Here is a 21,985-nt window from a genome sequence, read left to right as displayed (position 1 = left end):
GACCTCAGGGTCATGAACAAAAACGGCTCAGGAACCGACTTGGTTCACGGCCCGCAGATTTTCGACGACAGGATCGATGGCCTCGTAAAGAACGCCGTCGAGTGCCCGCGCGAGGAACGCCGCCTTCATCGAGCGGCGCTGCACTTTGCCGCTCGTCGTGCGGTGGATGCCGCGTTGTTCGACGAAAACGACATTCGGTGCTGGAACGTCGAAGGTCCGTGAGGCGAACGCCTTGATCTCGGCAGCGAGTTCGGCATGCGCGATACCCGCCATTGCCGCGTGTTTGACCCCGAGGATGACGAGCAGCCGTTCCTTGTCCTCGGCATCGATCGACACGGCGATTCCGATCGACTCGGCAAGGGCGGGATGACTTTCGCAAATCGCAGCTTCGATGTCCTGTGGGTAGAGGTTTCGCCCGTTGACGATGATCAGGTCCTTGAGTCGACCGGTGACGAAGAGTTCCCCGCCCGACAGAAAGCCCAGGTCGCCGGTCCGGAGGTACGGTCCGTCGGTGCCGACGAAGGCCTCGAAATCTGCACGCGTCTGCTCCGGCCGCTTCCAGTAGCCGCCCGCAACGCTTGCCCCGCGGAGCCAGATCTCACCGACACCGCTCTCGTCGAGCAAGGTCTGCGGATGCACGATGCGGACCTCGATGCCCTCTGCCGGCGCCCCGCTGCTGACCAGCGACAGTGCGCCCGGCGCTGATGATGGGACGATCTCGTTGCGCTCCAACGCTGCCGCGTCGACGTCCAACCGCGGAGGAGGGGTTCCCGCACGACCCACGGTCGCGAGGAGCGTCACTTCGGCAAGTCCGTAGGTGGGGACGATGGTGTACGGGCGGAGGCCAGCGGGCCCGAGACAGTCGGCAATCGTGTCGATCGTGCGTTGCCGGACCGGCTCGGCACCGTTGAGGGCGGTCTTCATACACGAGAGGTCCAGTCCGGCCAGTTGGGCCGGCTTGACCCGACGCGCGATCAACTCGTATGCGAAGTTCGGCGACGCCATGATTGTCCCGCGGTACTTGTCGATGGCTTCCAGCAACCGGATCGGCCGCTTCAGAAACGTCATCGGCGACATGTAGACGCAGTCGCATCCGGTCGCGATCGACGCCAACAACACGCCGATCAATCCCATGTCGTGAAAGTGTGGGACCCAGCCGATCCCCACGCTGTTGTGGTCCGCCCCGAACGACGAAGCCATCGCCGCAGTGTTGTGCAGTAGATTTCCGTGGGTCACCACGACGCCCTTCGGGTCGCCGGTCGAGCCCGAGGTGTACTGCAGGAATGCGACCGTGTCGGGTCCGATGGCGGGCATCTCCCACGCGTCGGGGTCGGCAAGTGTGGCGTCGTCTGTGGCTACCAGCTTCACCTTGTCCGCGAGCCCAGCATCGCTGAGTCCGGCGGCGAGTAGTTCCCGGGTCGCGGCCGTCGTGAGCACGATCGCGACGTCGGCGTCGGCGAAGATCCCCGCGACCCGACGCATGCCGTTGGCGTAGAGCGGCACTGGGGCAGGGATCGCGATCACCCCGGCGTAGATGCACCCGATGAACGCGCGCAGAAAGTCGAGTCCGGTGTCGTAGAGGAGGACGACCGGGCGTTTCGTCTCGGGTTGGGTCAGCAGCCACGCCGCGATCGCTCGAGCGTCTCGGTCCAGCCCGCGGTAGGTCACGACGTCCTCGGTCAGCTCGCGACCGACTTCCCGCAGGTAGGTGTACCGGCGGTCGTCGCCGAACCGCTCGACCTGCGACCGAACGTGTGACGCGAAGGTTTGCTGCATGTCGGTCAAGTATGCCCGCTGACCTGGACAAATCGCCCCACAACTGTGAGTGAATTTAACCCCGGTGGGGGTGAGACGCGCGCACGGAGTTAGACGCCGAACCTCCGGTGGCGGGCCGCGTAGTCGCGGAGGGCGCGAAGGAAGTCGACGCGACGGAACTCGGGCCAGTACGCCTCGGTGAACCAGATCTCCGAATACGCGCTCTGCCAGAGCAGAAATCCCGAGAGCCGTTGTTCACCGGAGGTGCGAATGACGAGGTCAGGGTCGGGCTGGCCTGAGGTGTAGAGGTTCTCGCCGATGCTCTCGACGGTCAGCGACTCGACCAGTTCGTCGCCGTTGATGCCTGCGTCGAGACGTTGGCGCACGAGCGATTGCACGGCATCGGCGATTTCCTGCCGACCGCCGTAGCCGATTGCGACATTCACATGCACGCCTTGCCGGCCTTCGGTTCGCTCAGCTGCGTCACGCAGCCGGCGCGAGGCGTAGTCGGGCAACAGATCGAGCGAACCCACGATTCGCACACTCGACGTTCGCCCCGGACCGGAGATCTCGTCTACGACGTCGCCGATGATCTCGATCAGCGACTGCAGTTCGTCGGGGTCTCTGCGCAGATTCTCCGCCGACAGCAAGTAGATCGTCGCCATCTCGATCCCTGCGGCATCACACCAGCTCAACAACTCAGCGATGCGCAGTGCCCCAACCCGGTAGCCGTGGCTGACATCGGTGAAACCGTTCTCCCGCGCCCATCGGCGATTACCGTCGCAGAGTACGGCGACATGACGCGGATGCTGCTTGTCTGCAAGCTGCTTCAACAGCCGAGATTCGTACACGCGATACAGCAGACCCCGAGCCTTCAAAGCGGCATCACTTCACGACACTGCGAGGAGGTGGTAGACCCGATGGACACAGTAGAAAAGCGTACGCCCGCGGTGGGATTGGTCACGGATCGCGTCATACGCGCCACACCGGACGGTAGAGTGACAACTAACCTACGCAACCGTAGGTTACCCACGAGTAATAGGATATCCATTGACAGTCTTCGGGCTCGACGAACTGCCCGTCAAACCGCGCATGCGCGGCTGGATCCACCTGTGGGCATTCGCAATCGCAATCGCAGCCGGGACAGTGCTGGTGACGCTGTCCTGGTCACTGGTGTCCGGCACAGCCGCCGTTGCCACCGCTATCTACAGCATCACCATCTGTGGACTCTTCGGCATCAGCGCGACTTACCACCGGATTCACTGGAAAACGACCGAGGGCCGCATCTGGATGAAGCGGGCCGACCACTCGATGATCTTCCTGTTCATCGCGGGCAGCTACACGCCATTCGCAATGCTCGGCCTGCCATCGTCTGCCGGTCGGATCGTGCTGATCGTCGTGTGGGCAGGCGCCCTCGGCGGCGTCGCGTTGAAGATGCTGTGGCCGACCGCGCCGGTATGGATCGGCGTTCCGCTGTATCTCCTGCTCGGCTGGGCGATCGTCCCGGTCATCGGCGACCTCACCCACCATGTCGGCGTCGCACCGATGGTGCTGCTTGCAGTCGGCGGCGTCCTCTACAGCGGCGGCGCCATTCTGTACGCGACGAAGTGGCCGAACCCATGGCCGCGAACCTTCGGTCACCATGAGTTCTTCCACGCCGCAACAGTGATCGCGGCGTTGTGCCACTACATCGCGGTCTGGCTGGTCGTTTTCAACTGAAGTCCTGCCAGTTGCACCTCGGCACCATCGATGATGATGCCGGTGGCGCGCCGTAGCACCTCCCGCAACGGTTCCGCGAAGTTCGAACGCGCCCAATAGTCCATTGCCGCGTTGAAAGCCCAGGCCGCCGATGTCGTGGCGATTCTGATCGTCAAGTCGTCGGGATCGGTGCCGGACCGCCTCGCCGCAACTGCCCGGATCGACGCTTCCAAGTCCTCGGTCTGTCGCGTCAGCCCCGCCTTGACGTCCGGCTCGGTCAACACATAGCGCATGCGGCGCTTGAATTGATTCTCGCCACCGCCTGAGAGAACGACGTCCAGGAGGGTGGGTACCGCCGCGCGCGCGGCCTCCAGCAGGTCGAGCGGGCGCATCAAATCCCCGCCACCAGCACGCTCGAGCAGCTCGAGAAGCTGCTGGTCGAACTCGTCGTACAGGACCAACATTTCCTTGGTGCCGAAGTAGCGATAGATCGAACTCGGTGACACTCCAGCGGTTGCCGCGACCCTATCGACGGCGACCGCGCGATAGCCGAGCTCATCGAACAAGTCGAACGCAACTCCCTGAATGTGGCGCATGGCCTGGCGCTTCTTGCGCTCCCACGGGCCAGCGTGCGACGAACTCTCCGTCTCGGTCACTCGATCCAGCGTACGCCCGGCACCACAAACCTGACAGTCACTTGCAGGTTTCGAAGGTCCTCCGTAGGGTCAGTTCATGGCGGTACAGATCGAGACGACCGAGCCCGCACTGCCCGGCTCCGCGACGTTGGCGATGCGCTGGGCCGCCATCATCACGACACATCGTTGGAAAGTACTGGCGATCTGGGCGGTCCTGCTGGTTGCGTGCGCGGCGGCCTACACCCAATTGGAGGCACGCCTGTCGGCCCCCGATTTCACAGCCGACCGAGCCGAATCCACCGAGGTCGACCATCGCATCACCGAATACTTTCCGCAGGTCGGCGCCGAACAGGACGCGATCGTGTTCAGTTCGGCAACGCAACCGCTCGACTCCGGTGCGGGTCGCACCGTCGTGGACCGCGCCGTGGCGGCGGCCCGAACCATCGACGGCGTCGCCGGCGTGGTCGGACCTTCCGACGGCAACCCAGCCATGCAATTCTCGGCCGACCGCAAGTCCGCGTTTGCGATCGTCGGCATCGACGGCGGACCGAGCGAGCGGTCGACGGTGACGAAGCGGCTGGAGCCGGCGATGAAAGCGGCTGCGGGCGACGGAATCGACATCAACGTCGTCGGCTATTCCTCGATCCAGACCGCGATCGTCGCCGTGGAAACGTCGGATATCCAACGTGCGGAGGCGATCGGCTTGCCTGTCGCACTCATCCTGCTAGTCCTTGCCCTTGGGGCGTTGGTCGCGGCCGTGGTGCCGATGGCCGTCGCAATCGGCGGAATTCTGCTGGGCATCGGCTCACTGTTCGTCCTGACGACAATGCTGACCTTGCCGTCGCTCGTCATCTCGATTGCCACGATGCTCGGCACGGGTATCGGCATCGACTACGCGATGTTCATCGTCAGCCGTTTCCGCGAAGAACTCACCCGCCGCGGAGTGTCGCGACGAGACGAGCTGGAACCGATCGCGGAGGCGATCGGCATCGCATTGCGGACCGCAGGCAAGACGATCGTCGCCTCCGGGCTGATCGTGATGATCTCGCTGTGCGCGCTCGTCGTCGTCCAGGCGCCGGTTTTCCGCGCTATCGCGATCGGCGTCTCGATCGCCGTCGCGTGCACCCTCGTGGTCGCGCTGACCCTGTTACCCGCGTTGCTTGCCGCGCTCGGTCCGGCGATCGACAAAGGCGCGTTGCCGAAGCGTTTCCAACCAGCGGAAACACGACCCACCAGCGTCGACGATGGCAGGTGGGCGCGCTGGGCCCGGACCGTCATGAAACGTCCGATCGCTTTCGGCGGCGCCGCCGCAGTGCTCCTCGTGCTTGCTGCACTGCCGCTCACCGGCATTCGCTACGGCATCGACCAGGGCATTCCGGCGCTGGCTGACACCCCGGTCGGGCATGGACTCGCTGTGATCGATCGTGAGTTCGTGCCCGGTCTGCTGTCGCCGATCGAGATATTTGTCAGCGGCCCCGGAGGTACCGCACTCGACGCCAACGCCTCCGCCGAAGCCGAACGATTCCGCGTGGAGCTGTCGCACAACGAGTTGGTGACGGCGGCAATTCCGCAACGCAACGACGGCCGAATATTGATCACGGCAGTCGCGAAGGTCTCCTACGACTCCACGGAGGCGACCGGACTCGTCGACGACATTCGACGGCAGGCCGGGGCAATCGCGGCACTCGGCGGACCGAACATCCAAGTCGGCGGCGCCACAGCAGAATTCGTCGACCTCTCGCACGAAATCACGGCGAAGTTCCCGATCGTTCTGGTGCTGGTTCTGTCCATCTCGTTGCTGTTTCTCATCGTGGTGTTTCGGAGTCTGCTGCTGCCGGTGAAAGCGATCGCGATGAACCTGCTTGCAACGGGAGCTGCGCTCGGTATCACGGTCGCGATCTTTCAGTGGGGCTACGGCGAGTCACTGCTGAACTTCCAGAGCGCCGGATTTCTGCAGGTCTTCCTACCGATCATGGTCTTCGCGGTACTGTTCGGTTTGTCCATGGACTACGAGGTTTTCCTCATCCGCAGGATGAAGGAAAGCTGGGATACGAGTCGCGACAACGAGGACGCCGTGGCAGATGGAATTGCACGAACCGCACGGCCGATCACGGCGGCCGCAGCGATCATGGTGGTGGTATTCGGGAGCTTTGCGACCGCGGACGTGCTGGAACTCAAAGAAATGGGCGTCGCATTGGCCGTCGCTATCGCCATCGACGCGGTCGTGATTCGGTTGATCATGGTGCCCGCGCTGATGCGGTTGTTCGGCCGATGGAACTGGTGGTTTCCGAGAACGGTGGAGTGATGCATTTCGAGCGGGCCCGCACCCGGATGCTCGAATCTCGGTTCGGCATGGCGTCGATCGCATTCGGCAGTGCGATCGCGGGTCTCGTCGTGGTTCTCGTCGAACTGACCCTGACCGGCGTATTCAGCAGGCTCGGCGACGCGGCGGTCACGATCATCATCATCACCACCGTGTACGCAATTCTGGCGTCGATCGTCGGAACCTCCACGATCATGGCGATGCACCGACGCACCCTCGGCTGGGTGTGCGAAGGCAGGCTGCCATACGAATCCGAAGCCAAGAAGGTCCTGCGCTTCCCGCTCGACTCGGCATTGCTCGGAGGCTCGCTGTGGCTGCCCGGTATCGTGCTCGAGGCCATGCTGTTTGCGGTTTTCCTGCCAGGGCGCGACAACGCAATCGCAGTCATCCTCGTCGCGCTCGGCGGCCTGTCGTCGGCAGGGTTCACGTACCTGGTGGTCGACAGCGTGATCCGGCCTGCGATCCCGATGGTCGCGAAAGTCGTCCGCCCGGTCGGCCATCCAAGCTCCTCGGTCCTCGTCCGCGTCGGCATCACCTGGGCGTTGGCGAGCGGACTCCCGATCGCCAGCGTTCTCCTCGTACTCGCCGACACCGGTTCTGGGCAGCACGAACGAATCCGCAGCGCCGTGTACTTCGCGATCTTCGGCTTGATCAGCGGTTATGCCGCTACCGCGTTCCTTGCGAAAAGTGTCGCCGAACCACTCGACACACTCCGACGGTCACTGCAGAAGATCGAACACGGCGACCTCGACGTCGTCGTCCCTGTGCGGACAACCAGCGAAATCGGTTTGGTCGAGGCAGCACTCAACGACATGGCCTCCGGTTTGCGGGAACGTGATCGACTGCGCGACGTGTTCGGCCAGCATGTCGGCACCCATGTGGCGCAACGCGCGATCGACCGCGGGATGGACCTGACCGGCGATATGCGCGAAGTCTCCGCGTTGTTCGTCGACGTCGTCGGCTCGACAGCGCTCGCCCACCAATTGGAGCCCCGCGAGTTCGTCGACAAGCTCAACCGCTTGCTCAGCATCGTGGTCGACGCAACGACCGTGAACGGCGGGCTCGTGAACAAATTCGAGGGCGACGCGGCGTTGTGCATCTTCGGCGCGCCGATCGAACTCGACGACGACGCGACCTGTGCACTGCGCGCGGCTCGACGGATACGCGACGAAGTACTCGCCGCCGAAGAACTCGACATCGGTCTCGGCGTCGCCCGCGGCATGGTGTTCGCCGGCGATGTCGGATCGAAAACGCGGCTGGAATACACCGTCATCGGCGACCCGGTGAACGAGGCAGCCCGACTGACCGAGGCCGCAAAGGCGGTCCGGCAGCGAATTCTCGTCAGTCAACCGGTGATCGAGGCCGCGCGATCGGACGAGCGCGACCTGTGGGTCCCACATGGCATTCTGCGGCTGCGCGGCCGGGAGGACGAGACCAAGAGCTGGACCGACAACCGCGGCTATCGCAACAGCAGAGAGCGCAGTTCGGCGGACGTAGACACCGGCATATCGCACACGGAACCTCGACAGACGTAGGCCGACGCAGAGCCGTCGACGAGCGGTCGGTCTGCGAGCAACGGCACCGAATCAGGCGCACCCGCAATCACCACGGTTCCGCCGGGCGCGGCACGACGAGCGGTGTCGAGAAGCTCGGTCCGGCCGTTCGACGTGGCAATCGCGACCTGCAACGGTCCGCGCAGATAGGCCTCCGCCACGGTGAGCCACTGGCCAGCCGACCGCGACGCACGGGCCAGGATCACGGCAGCCTTTTGCAGCGTCGCCGCGGCCGCCTCGCCGTATGCAGACGCCTTGTCCGGCGCGCTCGACGCTGCCGCGGTCAGCAGCGCCTCGGCCAGGCTGGACGCACCCGCAGGGGTGGCGCCGTCGATCGGATCGCGGGGCCGGGCGACCAGTACCTCGGCGTCGTCGGCGGTGTCGAACCAGCTGCCTGGTTCGTCAGGGACCGCGAAATGCGCCATGGCGCGATCGAGAATGTGCTGCGCTTCGGTGAGCCAGTCGAGTTGGCCGGTGGCTTGGTGCAAGGCGAGCAGTCCGGTCGCCAACCAGGCGTAATCCTCGAGGACGCCCGCTGCCTCGCCGACCACACCACCGAGTGATGCGCGGCGGACGCGTCCATCGACGACATGTGAATCAAGCAGGTAGCGAGCACACTTCGCGGCGGCGTCGATCCAGTCGGCGCGACCCGAACCCGCCCCGCCTTCGGCGAGTGCGGTGATCGCCATGCCGTTCCACGCCGTGACGACTTTGTCGTCGTGACCGGGTTGCGGCCGCGTCGCACGTACTGCTCGCATGGCCGCGGTGACCCGGTCGAATCGCTCCGGATCGGTGGGGTCCTTCGGTAGCTGCAGAACTGAGTTGCCATGTTCGAACGTGCCCGACTCGGTCACAGCGAACAGGTCCGTAGCCCACCGACCGTCGTCCGCACCCAGCGTCTCGACCAGCTGTGCAGGCGTCCAGACATACGTCGAACCCTCGACACCCTCGGTGTCGGCATCGAGCGCCGAGGCGAAACACCCCTCGTCGGTCGCGAGGTCGGTGAGGAGGAACCCCGCGGTCTCGGCCGCCACCCGAGTGGCCAAAGGCGAATCGGTCCGGCGGGCAAGGTGGGCGTAGGCACGAAGGAGCAGCGCGTTGTCGTAAAGCATCTTCTCGAAGTGCGGCACCACCCAGAACGCGTCGACCGAGTAGCGCGCGAAACCGCCAGCGAGCTGGTCGTAGATCCCACCACGAGCCATCGCCGCAGCCGTTCGGTCCACGGCGTCGAGGACACGTGAATTTTGGGTGCGTTCGTAGCTACGCAACAAGCCTTCGAGCAACGCCGACGGCGGGAATTTCGGTGCGCGACCAAATCCGCCGTGCTCGCGGTCCTCGTCACGCAACACCGCCGAGACCGCATGGTCCAGGAGCGCGGCACTGATCTCCAGCGATCCGGCCGGCAATCCGCCGTTGTTCTTGCGCAGCGCGTCGACGATGCCGGTTGCTACTTCGAACACTTCGGCTCGACGGTCGCGCCACGTCTCGGCAATCGCATTCAGCAACTGAGTGAACGACGGCATGCCATGCGCAGGCGTCTTCGGGTAATAGGTGCCGCAGTAGAACGGTTCCGCATCTGGGGTGAGGAAACAGGTCATCGGCCAGCCGCCTTGACCGGTCATGGCGACGGTCGCGTTCATGTAGACCGCATCGATGTCCGGTCGTTCCTCGCGGTCCACCTTGATGCAGACGAAGTACTCGTTCATCACCGCCGCAGTCGCGGGGTCTTCGAACGATTCGTGCGCCATCACGTGGCACCAATGGCAGGCGGAGTAGCCGATGGACAGCAGGATCGGGACGTCACGACGCTGGGCATCGGCGAGTGCTTCGGCACCCCACTGCCACCAGTGGACCGGGTTCTCAGCGTGTTGACGCAGGTACGGCGATGTCGCACTGCCCAATTGGTTCACACAGCCAGCCTCCCACACCTCGAGGCAAACAAGGTGGCCCGGCAGATGGTCTGCACATGATCCCGATGTCGGTCGTTGCGTTCAGCGGGTGGGACTGGCGGCGCGCGAGCGGTTCAGTGTCAGACCGCCGAGAACGAGGCCGATCAGCCCCAACACGACTGCTACGTATGCACCCACTATCCCGTTACCAGTGCCGGGACCACCGTCGGCCATGGCCGCGAACAGTCCACCGAGAGCCACGCTGATCAGCCCCGAGCCCAGCGCCACAATCGCCCCTCGCCGTGCATTGCCAGTGCCGATACGCCCGGCGCGGGCGAGGGTCAGGCTGCCGACTACTACGCCGATCAGTCCCACAAGCGCGGTAATGGTGGGCCCGACTCGCCCGGAGGTAATCCCACTGACTGCGGTCTGCTCGGCCGCGGCTGTGGCCGGCGCCGCCAGCGCGATAGCACCGAGCACAGCGGCTGCTACGACAGCGGGCAGATTACGGACGGACATGAGATGCTCCTTCGTCGAACGATTTCGAGTCCGTTGATCATGTCCCCAACCACCAACGCTGATCATCTTGCGAGCGTGGACAATTCGCTATGCCTCCAATGCCGTAGCCGACTGCTGCGGACGCTGTATAAGCCGCGGAAGTACTACGTCGGCAGTAGTCGATTGATCATCTGTAAGCAGGAGTTGCCCACCTAGTTTTCGAGCTAGGGTGCACGCATGAGTTGCCGTCTGCCAGTACGGCTCCGTATCGGAGACTCGGTGGTCGCCGGCGGAGTGGCGGTCATCCTGCTGGTCGCGGGACTGTCAGGGCAGCACTCCCCCACGAATCTCGACGTGCTGGGCTATTCGCTGTTGGTAGTCGGCGGGCTCGCGCTGGCTGCGGCCCGTTGGGCTCCGGTCACCGTGCTGGCCATGACCGGGCTGTGCGTATTGGGTTACCAGGCAATCGGTTTCGAGGTGCCCGCGGTCGCGTATCTCGTCGCGGTGTATGCAACGGTACGAGCGGGACACCGCCTCATCGCCGCAGCGGGTTCGGTGATCATGCTGGCAACCCTTCCGTTTGCGATGTTGGCTGCGCACGCCACCTGGTCCCTGGGTGAGGCGTTCACGCAGGCCCGGGGTGCCCTCCAATTGGCCTGGCTGATCGCGGCCGGCGCTGCCGGTGAAGCAGTGCGGCAAGCCGAGCGGCGGGCAGACGAAGCCGAGCGCACGCGCGACGAGACTGCGCGACGCCGCGCCGACGAGGAGCGACTACACATCGCGCGGGAGCTGCACGATTCTCTCACCCACCAAATTTCGGTCATCAAAGTGCAATCCGAGGCCGCAGTCCACGTGGCCCAGAAACGCGGCGAAGCCGTGCCGGAATCACTCCTGGCAATCCGGGAGGCCGGACGCGAGGCGGCCCGGGAACTCCGGGCGACACTGGAAGCGCTGCGCGATGACGGGGTCGCCACTCGACAAGGGCTCAGCCAAGTCCCGGAATTGGTGGAGCGCGCTCGGGCCACGGGTTTGAACACGACGTTGACGGTCGAAGGGCAACGCCAGGACCTCCCTGCCGCAGTGGATCGAACTGTCTACCGGATCGTGCAGGAGTCGCTGACCAATATTGCCCGGCACGCCGCCGCCGAGAGGGCAACGGTCCGTATCGACTACCGTCCAGACACCTTGGTCGTACGGGTCGACGACGACGGCAAAGCCAGGCCGGAAACTATGCCGGAGCATGGCGTCGGGCTGCTCGGGATGCGCGAACGAGTCACCGCCCTCGGTGGTCGCCTGCACGCCGCTCCACGCACCGAGGGCGGGTTCTCCGTCCTAGCCGAACTCCCCATGGATTTGCCATGATCCGGGTCCTGCTCGTCGACGACCAACCGCTGATTCGCAGCGGTTTCCGCGCTCTCCTCGACCTCGAGGACGATATGGAGGTCGTGGGTGAGGCTGCCGATGGGACCGAGGGCGTCGCGCTGGCCAGGCAGCACCTCCCCGATATAGCGCTCATCGACATTCAGATGCCGGTTGTCGACGGCATCGAGGCGACGCGGCGTATTGCGGCAGACCCGACCCTTGCCGGTGTGCACGTCGTCATTCTGACCAACTACGGCTTGGACGAATACGTCTTCGATGCGCTTCGCGCCGGCGCTGCCGGATTCCTTGTCAAAGACATTCGGCCGGAGGACTTCTTACATGCCATTCGCGTCGCCGCCCGCGGCGACGCGCTACTAGCACCCGCGATCACGCGCCGACTGATCAACCGGTACGTCTCGCAGCCCTTCAACCGCAGCACAGATACGAGGCTGAAAGAGCTGACCACGCGCGAAAGGGAGGCAGTGATCCTGGTCGCCGCGGGACTGTCGAACGCGGAGATCGCAGATCACATGGTCATCAGCCCGCTGACCGCGAAAACTCACGTAAACCGGGCCATGACCAAGCTCCATGCCCGTGATCGTGCCCAACTCGTCGTTCTCGCCTATGAAGCAGGCCTGGTCGCTCCGCGCAACTCTTGACGTCGCCACCGAGGGTAGCGAGTACTGCCGAGCCGATTCATCTATGCAGTCTGCTCGACCACGACACCGCGCCAGAAGGCGACCCTGTTCTCGATGTTGGCCGCGGCACTCTTCGGCTGTGGGTAATACCAAGCAGCATCCCGGTTTTGAGCACCATCGACGCTCACCGACAGGTAGGACGCCGTCCCTTTCCAAGGGCAGACAGTGTGTTTGCTGCTGTCGCTGAAGTACTCGGGTTTCAGGGATTCCCTCGGGAAATAGTGGTTGCCTTCGACCATCACGGTGTCGTCCGTCTCGGCGAGCACGACGCCGTTCCACGTTGCGCGAATCGTCATGATCTCGAAAGTACGCCGCTCATGCTCAGGACGTGGTGGTGGCAGCGCCCGGGTCGGTGCCGTCGTCGGCGGCTTGGTCGGGCTCGGGGCGCTGCGGGTCGAATGTGGCGGGCAGGCGCCTGATCCGCTTGTTCATCGATCTGATCAGGAGCACAAGTCCCACGAGCAGCAGCAACACGATGACAAGACCGATCGGCGACGCCTTGCCGAACTCCGGACCCTGGGGGTTGCTCGGCGCGGCAAGAACGGCGTAGGCCAGCAGCGACGTCACGATGAGCCCTCGTTGTCAGGTTTGATTCCCGTGAAGAGGTCGTCTTCGGGAATCGAGGTCCGTACCCGCGTCTTCGCGAGTTCGTACTCCTCGGTCGGCCAGATCCGCTGCTGCAACTCGAGCGGAATCGCGAAGAAGAGGCCGTTCGGATCGATCTGGGTCGCGTGTGCACGCAATGCGTCGTCGCGATTCGAGAAGTACTTGCCGCACTGGATTTGCGTCGTCACGCGGCACATCAGGTCGCCGTGTTCAGGACGCCATCGGTCGTACCACTCCTGGAGCGGGAACGGCGCACCACGCTGGTCGTACTCCTCTTTGAACAGTTCCAACCGGCGACGCAGGAAGCCGTGCGTGTAGTAGATCTTGCTCACCGTCCACGGTTCCCCTGCGTCGGGAAACTTGTCCGCCTGACCGGCTGCCTCGTAGGCTGCCATCGAAACCTGGTGGCAGCGAATGTGATCGGGGTGCGGATAGCCGCCGTTCTCGTCGTAGGTGATCATCACGTGCGGGCGAAATTCGCGAACGACCTTCACCAGCGCTTCGGTCGATTCCTCCAACGGGACGAGCGCGAACGACCCCTCCGGCAGCGGTGGCAACGGGTCGCCTTCCGGCAGACCGGAATCGACGAACCCGAGCCAGCGTTGCTGTACTCCAAGAATGCGGGCAGCCTCCGCCATTTCCTCGCGCCGGACCTCGTCCATCCGCTCGGCAATACCGGGAACGTCCATCGCCGGGTTCAGGATGTCGCCGCGTTCGCCGCCGGTGAGCGTCACAACAAGGACGTCGTTGCCTTCGTCGGCGTAGCGAGCCATGGTGGCGGCACCCTTGCTGGATTCGTCATCCGGGTGGGCATGCACTGCCATGAGCCGAAATCCGCTCACGTGTCGGTTCACCTCTCGCATCGGACTGTTCGACAAGCCGCAGCGGCGGTCCGTCGGTCACTCCCCTATAGTTCCACCCGATGGTTCCGACCTCTGCCATACCCCCTAGACCAGCGGACCGCTACGGACCTCCCCCACGTCACTCACGGTGGATTCCGATAGCGCTCGGCGTTGTTGTCGTCCTCATCGGCATCGGCATCGCCTATCTCGGATTCCTCCGATTCGGTCCGCAGGAACTGGCGAGCGAGGAGATTTCCTACGATGCCGTCAACTCGTCGACTCTGTCGATGAAGTTCACGGTGACTCGCAAGGATCCGTCCCGCGCCGTTGTCTGCATCATCCGCGCGCGGTCGCAGGACGGCACCGAGACCGGTAGGCGCGAGGTGTACGTCGGCCCGTCCGAGAATGGGACGGTCGAGGTGAATTCGACGGTCCGCACGTCGCAGCCTCCGGCAGCCGGCGACGTGTACGGGTGTAGCTTCGATCCGCCCGCATATTTGAAGGCAGACTGAGAGCAAACGGATCGTGATCGGTCCGCGACGGTTGTCTGAACAGCACCTCCATCATGCGTGCTAAAATATGTGGATACACGGTTCCGGGGTTCGGGGCCGTGTTTGCTGCATTGGTGGCCGGGCGATAGCCGTGGTTCGAGGGCCCAGCGGGTCGAAGAAGCATTCCAAGATTCGGTTGGCCGCCAAGCGTTGTCACGGTCACGCGGCAATACGACGTGGCAATACAAGGGATCCCGCCACGCGGGGGGACCAACTCAGAGGGAGTGACTTCGAGATGACCGAGACCACGGTGACCTGGCTGACTCAGGAATCACACGACAGGCTCAAGACAGAACTCGACCAGCTCATAGCCAACCGTCCGATCATCGCTGCCGAAATCAACGAACGGCGCGAAGAGGGCGACCTCAAAGAGAACGGCGGCTACCACGCGGCGCGCGAAGAGCAGGGCCAGCAGGAAGCCCGCATCCGCCAGCTGCAGGAACTGCTGAACAACGCGAAGGTCGGCGAAGCACCTACCCAGTCCGGCGTCGCGTTGCCTGGTTCTGTCGTGAAGGTCTACTACGACGGCGACGAGTCCGACACCGAAACCTTCCTGATCGCGACGCGCGAAGAGGGCCTCCGCGAGTCGAAGCTCGAGGTCTACTCCCCCAACTCACCGCTCGGTGGCGCACTCATCGACGCGAAGGTCGGCGACACCCGGCAGTACAACCTCCCCAACGGTGGCGTCATGAAGGTGACCCTCGTCAGCGCGGAGCCGTACCACAGCTGATCCACCTGCGATAGCCGCCGACACCGAGGGGTGTCGGCGGCTTTTTGCGCGCTACTCCTCGACCTTGACGGCGAAACCGGCGCGGACCAGCGCACCAAGGACCGCTTCCCGATGCGATGGACCGCGCGTCTCCATGGTCAGCGCCACTTCGACTTCGTCGAGGGCGAGGCGGCCTGCAGTCCGGGCGTGGACGACGTCGACGACGCTGGCGCCGTTGTCACTGACCACGTTGAGGAGTTTGCTGAGCCCACCCGGTCGGTCGGGGATCGTCAGCCGGACCGCGAGGAACCGGCCGGCAGCGCGGAGCCCGTGGGCGATGACGTGGGTCAGGACCAGTGGGTCGATGTTGCCGCCGGATAGGACCGCACACACTCGACCCTGCAGCGCGAGGTCGGCTGGGGAACGCGTCAGCAACGCCGCGACGGCAGCGGCACCAGCGGGTTCGACGATCAACTTCGCCCGTTCCATGCAGAGCAGCAGCGCGCGCGACAACGCGTCCTCGCTGACCGTCAACATGGCATCGACGAACTGCGACACGTGCTCGAACGGAACCGCGCCGGGCAGCCCGACCGCAATGCCGTCGGCCATCGTCGACATCGTCTTCACCCGGACCGGCTTGCCCGCCTCCAGCGACCCCGGCCATGCGGCGGCGTCGGCGGCCTGCACCCCGATGACCCGAACGTGGGGTGCCTGCAGCCGTACCGTCGCCGCGATGCCGGCAATCAAGCCACCACCACCGGTCGGTACGACGATCGTCCCCACATCCGGGACTTGCTCGAGAATCTCCAAGGCAACGGTGGCCTGGCCCGCGACGATGTCGAGGTGATCGAAGGGGTGAATCAGGATCGCGCCGGTGTCCGCAGCGAACGTGTGCGCTGCCACGAGGGCGTCGTCGATCGTTTCCCCGATGAGGTGGACGTTCGCGCCGTAAGCCTTGGTGGCGGCCAATTTCGGCAGTGGTGCGTTCACCGGCATGAAGACCGTCGAGACAATTCCCAATTGCCCGGCCGACCAGGCAACGCCTTGTGCATGGTTGCCTGCGCTCGCCGCGACGACCCCCTTGGCACGGTCGGCCTCTGGCAGGTTGGCGATCTGGTTATATGCGCCGCGAGGCTTGAACGACCCTGTGTGCTGCAGGTTTTCGCACTTCAGCCAGACGTCGTGACCGGTGTGCTCCGACAGCACGCGCGACGCCAATGCAGGTGTCCGTCGGATGACAGGCGCGAGCAGCCGAGCGGCTGCGTCGATATCGGCGCGCGTCAGCATGTCGCTGCTAGCTCAGGGCGTTTTCGACGTCGCCGAGCAGATCCTCGGGGTCTTCGATCCCGACCGAGAGACGCACGAGATTCGCGGGCACCTCGAGCTCCGACCCTTCGGTCGACGCATGCGTCATGGCAGCCGGATGCTCGATCAACGATTCGACACCACCGAGCGACTCGGCCAGGGTGAAAACCTCTGTGCGCGAGCAGAATTGCCGAGCGCCTTCGGCGCCGCCCTGAACGAGGACCGAGATCATCCCACCGAAGCGGCGCATCTGCCTCGCCGCGACCGCATGACCGGGGTGGCTCTCCAGCCCCGGATAGATGACTTGCTCGATCTTGGGATGTCCGACAAGAAGCTCGACGAGCTTCTCGGCGTTGTCGCTGTGCCGGTCCATCCGCAAGGCAAGGGTTTTGATGCCGCGCAGCGTGAGGTAGGCGTCGAACGGCCCCGGCACAGCCCCCGCGCCGTTCTGCAGAAATGCGAAGGCCGTATCGAGTTCGTCGTCGCTGGTAACCAGGGCGCCACCGACGACGTCGGAATGGCCACCGACGTACTTCGTGGTCGAGTGCAGGACGATATCCGCACCGAGCGTCAACGGTTGCTGCAGGTAGGGCGAGGCGAAAGTGTTGTCCACGACCAGCTTTGCGCCGGCCTTGTGCGAGACCTCGGCGAGCGCCTCGATATCACCGATATTCAGCAACGGGTTGGTCGGCGTCTCGACCCAGACCAGTTTGGTGTTGGGTCGAATCGCAGCACGGACCGCATCGACATCGGAGACCGGCGCAACGCTGTATTCGATTCCCCACTGCGTGAAGACCTTGTCGATCAACCGGAACGTGCCGCCGTACGCATCGTTGGGGATGACCAAGTGGTCACCTGGGCGCAATGCCGAGCGGAGCAGGCAGTCCGTCGCCGCCATCCCCGACGCGAACGCCCTGGCGTAGCTACCTGATTCGAGCGCCGCGAGGTTCGCCTCCAGCGCGGCCCGCGTCGGGTTTCCGGTGCGGGCGTATTCGAATCCGCCGCGAAGTCCGCCCACGCCGTCTTGCGCGAACGTCGAACTCGCGTAGATCGGCACGTTCACTGCACCGGTCAATGGGTCTGGATCGAACCCGGCATGGACCGCACGCGTCGTGAAGCCCTGCCAAGCCGTCCCGTCAAGCTTGCTTCGCTGCTCACTCATAGCGTCGACACTAGTTGGCGCCGCGCGGGTCGCGATCATCGCGGGCGTGGCGAACTTTTCCCGTTCCGTGACCTCGATCCAGACGATAGGGTTACCCGCCATGGCGACGACTTCGAATCCGCTTTCTGCGCCCTTCACCAGGCGAGACATCTTCCGAATCGCCGGCGTCGGCGCACTGGCTGCCACGCTCGGATCCGCGTGCGCGAGCGAGGAAAGCAATGCGCCGGTATCGACCGGCACAGCCCCGGAAGAGAAGTTCACCGAGCCGACGACCAAGTTGTCCGGCGACCTGAAGATTCTGCTCTGGAAGCACTTCGTTCCGAGCCACGACGACTGGTTCGACGGGTTCGCCGCCGCGTGGGGCGCGAAGGTGGGCGTCAACGTCATCATCGACCACATCGACCAGAAGGAGATACCGGCGCGGATCGCCGCTGAAATCCAGGCCAACAGCGGTCACGACCTGATCGAATACATCGCTCCGCTCGCGTCGTACGAGCCGTCGGTAATCGACATGAAAGACGTCACCGACGAAGCTACGAAGCGGTTCGGTCCGCAGCTGGAACTGTGCCGCAAGTCGAGCCTCAACCCCTTCACCAACAAGTTCTATGCGTATTCGCCTGGCTGGGTGCCCGACCCGGGGAACTATCGCAAGTCGTTGTGGGAGCCGGTCGGCTTCCCGAACGGACCGTCGACCTGGGACGAATTGCTCAGTGGTGCAACCGAGATCAAGAAGAGCCGCAACATTCCGCTCGGCCTTGGTATGTCGCAAGAGGTCGACTCGAACATGGTGCTCCGCTCGCTGATGTGGTCGTTCGGCGCATCCGAGCAGAACGCCGAGGGCAAGATCTCGATCAATTCGCCGGAGACGGTCGCCGCTCTCGACTACATGAAGAAGCTGTACGAGAACACGATGACGCCGGAGGTCTTCGGCTGGGACGCCGCCAGCAACAATCAGGGCTTGGTCGCAGGCCAGCTGTCCTACATCGTCAATTCGATTTCCGCATGGCGCACCGCGCAGGAGAAGAATCCCGAGATCGCCGACGACGTCTACTTCACGAAGGCGTTGCAGGGACCGAAGGCGGCACTCGCGGCACAGCACGTTCTCTACAACTGGATCGTGCCCAAGTTCTCCACCAAGGCGGACGCGGCAAAGGAGTTTTTGCTGCATTGCACGGAGAATTATGCGGCGGCGACGTACGCGTCCAAGCTGTACGACCTCACCGGCTACCCCAGTCGCGTTCCGGACCAGAACACGTGGCTGAGCGACGACCCGTTCGGGGCGAAGCCTGCGGACAAGCTGAAGGTTCTCGTCGATGCCGAGCCTTGGAGTGTCAACATCGGCTACCCCGGCGGCGCCAGCGCCGCGACTGGAGAAGTGTTCGGCACCTTCGTCATTCCGAACATGTTCGCCAAGGTCGCCAAGGGTGAACTGAGCGCAAAGGACGCGATCGCCGATGCCGAGCAGCAGATGGTTCGGATCTATGACAAGTGGCGCGCCAACGGACTGATCTCCTGACGGGGCGAGCGAAGCGACGGGGTATATAGGCAGTGGGAGCGGTAGAAGTCAGAAACCTGGTCAAGAAGTTCGACGGCAGCGACGGCAATGCGATCGACGGGATCGATCTGACGGCGAAGGACGGCGAATACCTGGTCCTGCTCGGTCCGTCGGGGTGCGGCAAAACGACGTTGTTGCGCAGCATCGCGGGTCTGGAAGAGCCCACGAGCGGCGAGATCCTGATCGACGGTGAGGTCGTCAACGGTTTACCGCCGCGAGCCCGGCAGATCGCGATGGTCTTCCAGAGCTACGCGTTGTACCCGCATAAATCGGTGCTCGGCAACATCGTCTTCCCGCTGAAAGCCGGGCGGATGTCGAAAGCCGAGCGCGAAACCAAGGCACGGGAAGCCGCCGCGATGTTCGAGATCGAGCACTTGCTCGACCGGAAGCCACGCCAGCTCTCGGGTGGCGAGCGGCAACGAGTTGCGTTGGCGCGCGCGCTGGTTCGCGAGCCGCACGTGTTCCTGCTCGACGAGCCGCTGTCGAACCTCGATGCCAAACTACGCACGAGCGCACGTGACGAACTGAAACATTTTCAACAGCGCATCGGGACGACGACGATTTACGTGACCCACGATCAGGTCGAAGCGATGGGTCTCGGCGACCGCATCGCCGTCCTCGCAGCAGGCAAGGTTCGCCAAATCGGCACACCCGCCGAGATCTACGACCACCCGACCGACACGTTCGTGGCGACGTTCATCGGTTCACCGCCGATGAACTTGGTGCCCCGCGACGGGCACCTCGTCGGCTTCCGACCTGAGCATCTGCTTCCGGTCGAGGTCGTCACCAGCGAGGATCGCGCGCGGATGGCGCTGGCGGTGGACCGCATCGAGTACCTTTCCGGTGACCGGCACATTCACGGCACGGTCGCGGGCGTCGGCGAGCCGACCAAGGTCATCGCGCGGCTACCGTCCACCGTCGAAACTCCGATTGCGGCAGGCGAGACGCACGACTTCGCGGTGCACCGTCGGCAGCTTCGATTCTTCGACGCAGAGTCGGGAAACAAGACCGAACCGATTGCGCTCGGCGCATGAGCAACCGCCGCAAGTTCGCCGACCGCGAAGGTGCGCTGGCGTGGTCGTTCATGTTGCCGAGCGTCGTCTACATCGTCGCGCTGGTCGGTTTCCCGTTCTGCCTCGCCGTGGGGTTTGCACTCTCCGACGTCACGTCCGGTGACCCCTCGTTCGACTTCGTGGGTCTGCAGAATTTCCGGCGAGCGTTCGCCGACCACGTCTTCTGGAAATCGCTCCAGAACACACTCGTGATCACTGTCGCTGTCGTCGTATTGGTCGTCATCCTCGGCAAGGTGCTCGCCAACATCCTGCTCGCCGACTTCCGCGGCAAATGGGTTGTCCGGTTTCTCATTCTGCTGCCATGGACGACGCCGGTCGCGTTGTCGTCGATCGATTGGCGGCTGATCCTCGACAACGTCTATTCGCCGATCAACTGGACGCTCAAGGAACTGGGCATCATCAAGGAGAACCTGTACTGGGTTGCCGATCCGCACCTTGCGATGGTGTCGGTGATCGGTGTGCAGGTCTGGCGGCTGGTCCCGCTCGGCGCGGTGATCACCCTCGCCGGGTTGATCGCCATTCCCAAGGACGTCGACGAAGCAGCGCGGGTCGACGGCGCCGGGTATTGGCGCCGAATGTTCGAGATCACGATCCCGTTGACCCTTCCTGTCCTCGGCGTTGCCGCACTGTTCGCGGCGATCTTCACGTTCACAGACATGGCGGTCGTGCGGATCGTCACCCGCGGCGATCCGAACAACGGCACCCAGGTGCTGGCGAGTTGGGCATATAACCGGGGCATCGAGGGCGGCGACATCGGACAAGGCGCGGCGATCGCGTTGTTCCTGTTTCCGCTCCTGCTGGCCGCTGCCGTGGGGATTCTGCGTGCGGTCCGTCGAATCGAGGTCCGATGACAGCCGCTCGTGACGCGGCCGTCTTGCGCCGCAAGTACGCACGTCGATATGTGGCCGGTCGAGTCGGTGTCTACGTCGCAGCGATAACCGCCGCGTTGCTGTGTGCCGGACCGTTCCTTTGGGCGGCGCTGAACTCGCTCAAACTCGACACCGACCTCATCAAACCCACCAACAATCCGTTCTGGTTCAACAAGCCGCCGACGCTCGATCACATCGCTTTCCTGTTCACCGACACCGGGTTTCCGACGTTCGTGTGGAACACCTTGTGGGTCGGACTCTTGGTCGTGGCCATCACGTTGGCGCTCGGCCTCCCTGCCGCATATGCCCTGGCCAGGCTCAACCGGCCCTGGGCAGGCTGGATGGGAATCGGCATCTTCCTCGTGTATCTGGTGCCGCCGAGTTTGCTGTTCCTCTCGCTGTCACGTGTGGTCGTTGCGTTGGGGTTGCAGGATTCGACGTGGTCGTTGGTGGTCATCTATCCGACGATCACGATCCCCGTCTCGATCTGGCTCTTGATGGGCTTCTTCAAAGGCGTGCCGCAGGACATCGAAGAACAAGCGATGGTCGATGGCTACAGCCGGCTCTCGGCCATCGTTCGGGCGGTCCTGCCGCTGGTGTTTCCTGGCATCGTCGCGGTCGTCGTCTTCGCGTTCACGTTGACTGCCAGCGAATTCATCTACGCCTTGGCGTTCATCGCGCCGACCGACCAGCAGACCGTGAGCACCGGAGTGCCTGCCGACTTGGTCCTCGGCGACGTGTTCTCGTGGCAGGAATTGCTCGGCGCCACGGTTCTCGTCGCGGTACCGATCGCCTTCGTGTTCAACCTCTTCCTCGACCGATTCGTCAGCGGCTTCACCGCGGGCGCGGTGAAGGGGTAGCTAGGAGCTCGCATCGGACGTGCGTCAGTTGCTACCACTTTC

At 64.0% G+C, this 21,985-nt stretch carries 21 protein-coding genes; 11 read left to right on the top strand and 10 right to left on the bottom strand.

From position 1 onward, the window contains the following. Positions 1-27: 27 nt before the first annotated feature. Both FGL95_RS17295 and FGL95_RS17290 read right to left on the bottom strand, forming a co-directional pair. On the bottom strand, positions 28-1,776 hold the full coding sequence (locus FGL95_RS17295) for a fatty acyl-AMP ligase (RefSeq protein WP_169589017.1): 1,749 nt from the start codon (positions 1,774-1,776) through the stop codon (positions 28-30). A gap of 89 nt (positions 1,777-1,865) precedes the next feature. Continuing rightward, positions 1,866-2,633 (bottom strand): isoprenyl transferase, encoded by a 768-nt coding sequence (locus FGL95_RS17290; RefSeq protein WP_169589015.1) that lies wholly within the window; start codon positions 2,631-2,633, stop codon positions 1,866-1,868. Between the two features lie 172 nt (positions 2,634-2,805). Here FGL95_RS17290 and trhA point away from each other — a divergent pair, with 172 nt between their 5' ends. Then, entirely contained in the window at positions 2,806-3,474 is a 669-nt protein-coding gene (trhA, locus tag FGL95_RS17285) for a PAQR family membrane homeostasis protein TrhA (protein WP_169589007.1), read from the top strand. On the opposite strand, the gene FGL95_RS17280 is transcribed toward trhA, so the two are convergent. After that, positions 3,441-4,109 carry an acyl-CoA-like ligand-binding transcription factor gene (locus FGL95_RS17280; protein ID WP_169589005.1) on the bottom strand — a complete coding sequence of 223 codons (669 nt, stop codon included), beginning with the start codon at positions 4,107-4,109 and terminating at the stop codon, positions 3,441-3,443. The genes trhA and FGL95_RS17280 overlap by 34 nt on opposite strands. 76 nt (positions 4,110-4,185) lie before the next feature. Between FGL95_RS17280 and FGL95_RS17275 the strand changes: the two genes are divergently transcribed. Then, positions 4,186-6,393, top strand: a complete 2,208-nt coding sequence (locus FGL95_RS17275; protein WP_169589003.1) for an MMPL family transporter — start codon at positions 4,186-4,188, stop codon at positions 6,391-6,393. Next, positions 6,360-7,946, top strand: coding sequence for an adenylate/guanylate cyclase domain-containing protein (locus tag FGL95_RS17270; RefSeq protein WP_169589001.1), 1,587 nt, complete (start codon positions 6,360-6,362; stop codon positions 7,944-7,946). The genes FGL95_RS17275 and FGL95_RS17270 overlap by 34 nt, the downstream gene beginning before the upstream one ends. Here the strand turns inward: FGL95_RS17270 and FGL95_RS17265 are convergent. Further along, positions 7,871-9,874, bottom strand: coding sequence for a thioredoxin domain-containing protein (locus FGL95_RS17265; protein ID WP_338079898.1), 2,004 nt, complete (start codon positions 9,872-9,874; stop codon positions 7,871-7,873). The two genes, FGL95_RS17270 and FGL95_RS17265, sit on opposite strands and share 76 nt — an antisense overlap. Before the next feature lie 81 nt (positions 9,875-9,955). Continuing rightward, positions 9,956-10,372 carry a DUF6223 family protein gene (locus tag FGL95_RS17260; RefSeq protein ID WP_169588997.1) on the bottom strand — a complete coding sequence of 139 codons (417 nt, stop codon included), beginning with the start codon at positions 10,370-10,372 and terminating at the stop codon, positions 9,956-9,958. Between the two features lie 216 nt (positions 10,373-10,588). On the opposite strand from FGL95_RS17260, the gene FGL95_RS17255 reads away from it, so the two are divergent. Together FGL95_RS17255 and FGL95_RS17250 are read left to right on the top strand one after the other, a co-directional pair. Continuing rightward, complete coding sequence (locus FGL95_RS17255) at positions 10,589-11,713, top strand: sensor histidine kinase (RefSeq protein WP_169588995.1); 1,125 nt, start codon at positions 10,589-10,591, stop codon at positions 11,711-11,713. After that, positions 11,710-12,372, top strand: a complete 663-nt coding sequence (locus tag FGL95_RS17250) for a response regulator (protein WP_169588993.1) — start codon at positions 11,710-11,712, stop codon at positions 12,370-12,372. The genes FGL95_RS17255 and FGL95_RS17250 overlap by 4 nt, the downstream gene beginning before the upstream one ends. 41 nt (positions 12,373-12,413) lie before the next feature. Here FGL95_RS17250 and FGL95_RS17245 read toward each other — a convergent pair whose 3' ends face one another. The 3 genes from FGL95_RS17245 to mca are packed head-to-tail and all read right to left on the bottom strand — an operon-like array spanning position 12,414 to position 13,859. Continuing rightward, the gene (locus FGL95_RS17245) at positions 12,414-12,707 is read right to left on the bottom strand and encodes a DUF427 domain-containing protein (RefSeq protein WP_206071957.1); all 294 of its coding nucleotides are present in this window, start codon (positions 12,705-12,707) and stop codon (positions 12,414-12,416) included. 25 nt (positions 12,708-12,732) lie between these two features. Then, the gene (locus FGL95_RS17240; RefSeq protein WP_240963113.1) at positions 12,733-12,966 is read right to left on the bottom strand and encodes a hypothetical protein; all 234 of its coding nucleotides are present in this window, start codon (positions 12,964-12,966) and stop codon (positions 12,733-12,735) included. Positions 12,967-12,974: 8 nt separating this feature from the next. After that, on the bottom strand, positions 12,975-13,859 hold the full coding sequence (gene mca, locus FGL95_RS17235) for a mycothiol conjugate amidase Mca (RefSeq protein ID WP_169588991.1): 885 nt from the start codon (positions 13,857-13,859) through the stop codon (positions 12,975-12,977). Between the two features lie 80 nt (positions 13,860-13,939). On the opposite strand from mca, the gene FGL95_RS17230 reads away from it, so the two are divergent. Then, the gene (locus FGL95_RS17230; protein ID WP_169588989.1) at positions 13,940-14,371 is read left to right on the top strand and encodes a DUF4307 domain-containing protein; all 432 of its coding nucleotides are present in this window, start codon (positions 13,940-13,942) and stop codon (positions 14,369-14,371) included. Between the two features lie 274 nt (positions 14,372-14,645). Beyond that, on the top strand, positions 14,646-15,140 hold the full coding sequence (gene greA, locus FGL95_RS17225; protein WP_169588987.1) for a transcription elongation factor GreA: 495 nt from the start codon (positions 14,646-14,648) through the stop codon (positions 15,138-15,140). 51 nt (positions 15,141-15,191) lie between these two features. On the opposite strand, the gene ilvA is transcribed toward greA, so the two are convergent. Beyond that, a complete protein-coding gene (gene ilvA / locus FGL95_RS17220; protein ID WP_169588985.1) occupies positions 15,192-16,406 on the bottom strand; it encodes a threonine ammonia-lyase in 1,215 nt (404 codons plus the stop codon). Between the two features lie 7 nt (positions 16,407-16,413). Then, positions 16,414-17,586 (bottom strand): cystathionine gamma-synthase, encoded by a 1,173-nt coding sequence (locus FGL95_RS17215; RefSeq protein WP_169588984.1) that lies wholly within the window; start codon positions 17,584-17,586, stop codon positions 16,414-16,416. A gap of 100 nt (positions 17,587-17,686) precedes the next feature. On the opposite strand from FGL95_RS17215, the gene FGL95_RS17210 reads away from it, so the two are divergent. The 4 genes from FGL95_RS17210 to FGL95_RS17195 are packed head-to-tail and all read left to right on the top strand — an operon-like array spanning position 17,687 to position 21,943. Beyond that, on the top strand, positions 17,687-19,102 hold the full coding sequence (locus FGL95_RS17210) for an ABC transporter substrate-binding protein (RefSeq protein ID WP_206071955.1): 1,416 nt from the start codon (positions 17,687-17,689) through the stop codon (positions 19,100-19,102). A gap of 32 nt (positions 19,103-19,134) precedes the next feature. Continuing rightward, positions 19,135-20,175: an ATP-binding cassette domain-containing protein gene (locus FGL95_RS17205; RefSeq protein ID WP_169588982.1), complete on the top strand. Its 1,041-nt coding sequence runs from the start codon at positions 19,135-19,137 to the stop codon at positions 20,173-20,175. After that, positions 20,172-21,065, top strand: a complete 894-nt coding sequence (locus tag FGL95_RS17200; RefSeq protein ID WP_169588973.1) for a carbohydrate ABC transporter permease — start codon at positions 20,172-20,174, stop codon at positions 21,063-21,065. Before FGL95_RS17205 ends, FGL95_RS17200 begins: the two co-directional genes overlap by 4 nt. Continuing rightward, positions 21,062-21,943: a carbohydrate ABC transporter permease gene (locus FGL95_RS17195; protein ID WP_169588971.1), complete on the top strand. Its 882-nt coding sequence runs from the start codon at positions 21,062-21,064 to the stop codon at positions 21,941-21,943. Before FGL95_RS17200 ends, FGL95_RS17195 begins: the two co-directional genes overlap by 4 nt. The last annotated feature ends 42 nt before the right edge of the window (positions 21,944-21,985 follow it).

It is taken from the genome of Antrihabitans stalactiti (assembly GCF_012932915.1).
Taxonomy (GTDB): domain Bacteria; phylum Actinomycetota; class Actinomycetes; order Mycobacteriales; family Mycobacteriaceae; genus Antrihabitans; species Antrihabitans stalactiti.
The sequence above is the reverse complement of the archived record's forward strand: the minus strand, read 5'-3'. Positions and strand labels throughout refer to the sequence as shown.

Coding starts and splice junctions, on each gene's coding strand:
- FGL95_RS17295 (WP_169589017.1), bottom strand. CDS start 1,776: ATGCAGCAAACCTTCGCGTCACACGTTCGGTCGCAGGTCGAGCGGTTC.
- FGL95_RS17275 (WP_169589003.1), top strand. CDS start 4,186: ATGGCGGTACAGATCGAGACGACCGAGCCCGCACTGCCCGGCTCCGCG.
- FGL95_RS17270 (WP_169589001.1), top strand. CDS start 6,360: ATGGAACTGGTGGTTTCCGAGAACGGTGGAGTGATGCATTTCGAGCGG.
- FGL95_RS17260 (WP_169588997.1), bottom strand. CDS start 10,372: ATGTCCGTCCGTAATCTGCCCGCTGTCGTAGCAGCCGCTGTGCTCGGT.
- FGL95_RS17255 (WP_169588995.1), top strand. CDS start 10,589: ATGAGTTGCCGTCTGCCAGTACGGCTCCGTATCGGAGACTCGGTGGTC.
- FGL95_RS17250 (WP_169588993.1), top strand. CDS start 11,710: ATGATCCGGGTCCTGCTCGTCGACGACCAACCGCTGATTCGCAGCGGT.
- FGL95_RS17245 (WP_206071957.1), bottom strand. CDS start 12,707: ATGACGATTCGCGCAACGTGGAACGGCGTCGTGCTCGCCGAGACGGAC.
- FGL95_RS17230 (WP_169588989.1), top strand. CDS start 13,940: ATGGTTCCGACCTCTGCCATACCCCCTAGACCAGCGGACCGCTACGGA.
- greA (WP_169588987.1), top strand. CDS start 14,646: ATGACCGAGACCACGGTGACCTGGCTGACTCAGGAATCACACGACAGG.
- ilvA (WP_169588985.1), bottom strand. CDS start 16,406: ATGCTGACGCGCGCCGATATCGACGCAGCCGCTCGGCTGCTCGCGCCT.
- FGL95_RS17215 (WP_169588984.1), bottom strand. CDS start 17,586: ATGAGTGAGCAGCGAAGCAAGCTTGACGGGACGGCTTGGCAGGGCTTC.
- FGL95_RS17210 (WP_206071955.1), top strand. CDS start 17,687: ATGGCGACGACTTCGAATCCGCTTTCTGCGCCCTTCACCAGGCGAGAC.
- FGL95_RS17200 (WP_169588973.1), top strand. CDS start 20,172: ATGAGCAACCGCCGCAAGTTCGCCGACCGCGAAGGTGCGCTGGCGTGG.
- FGL95_RS17195 (WP_169588971.1), top strand. CDS start 21,062: ATGACAGCCGCTCGTGACGCGGCCGTCTTGCGCCGCAAGTACGCACGT.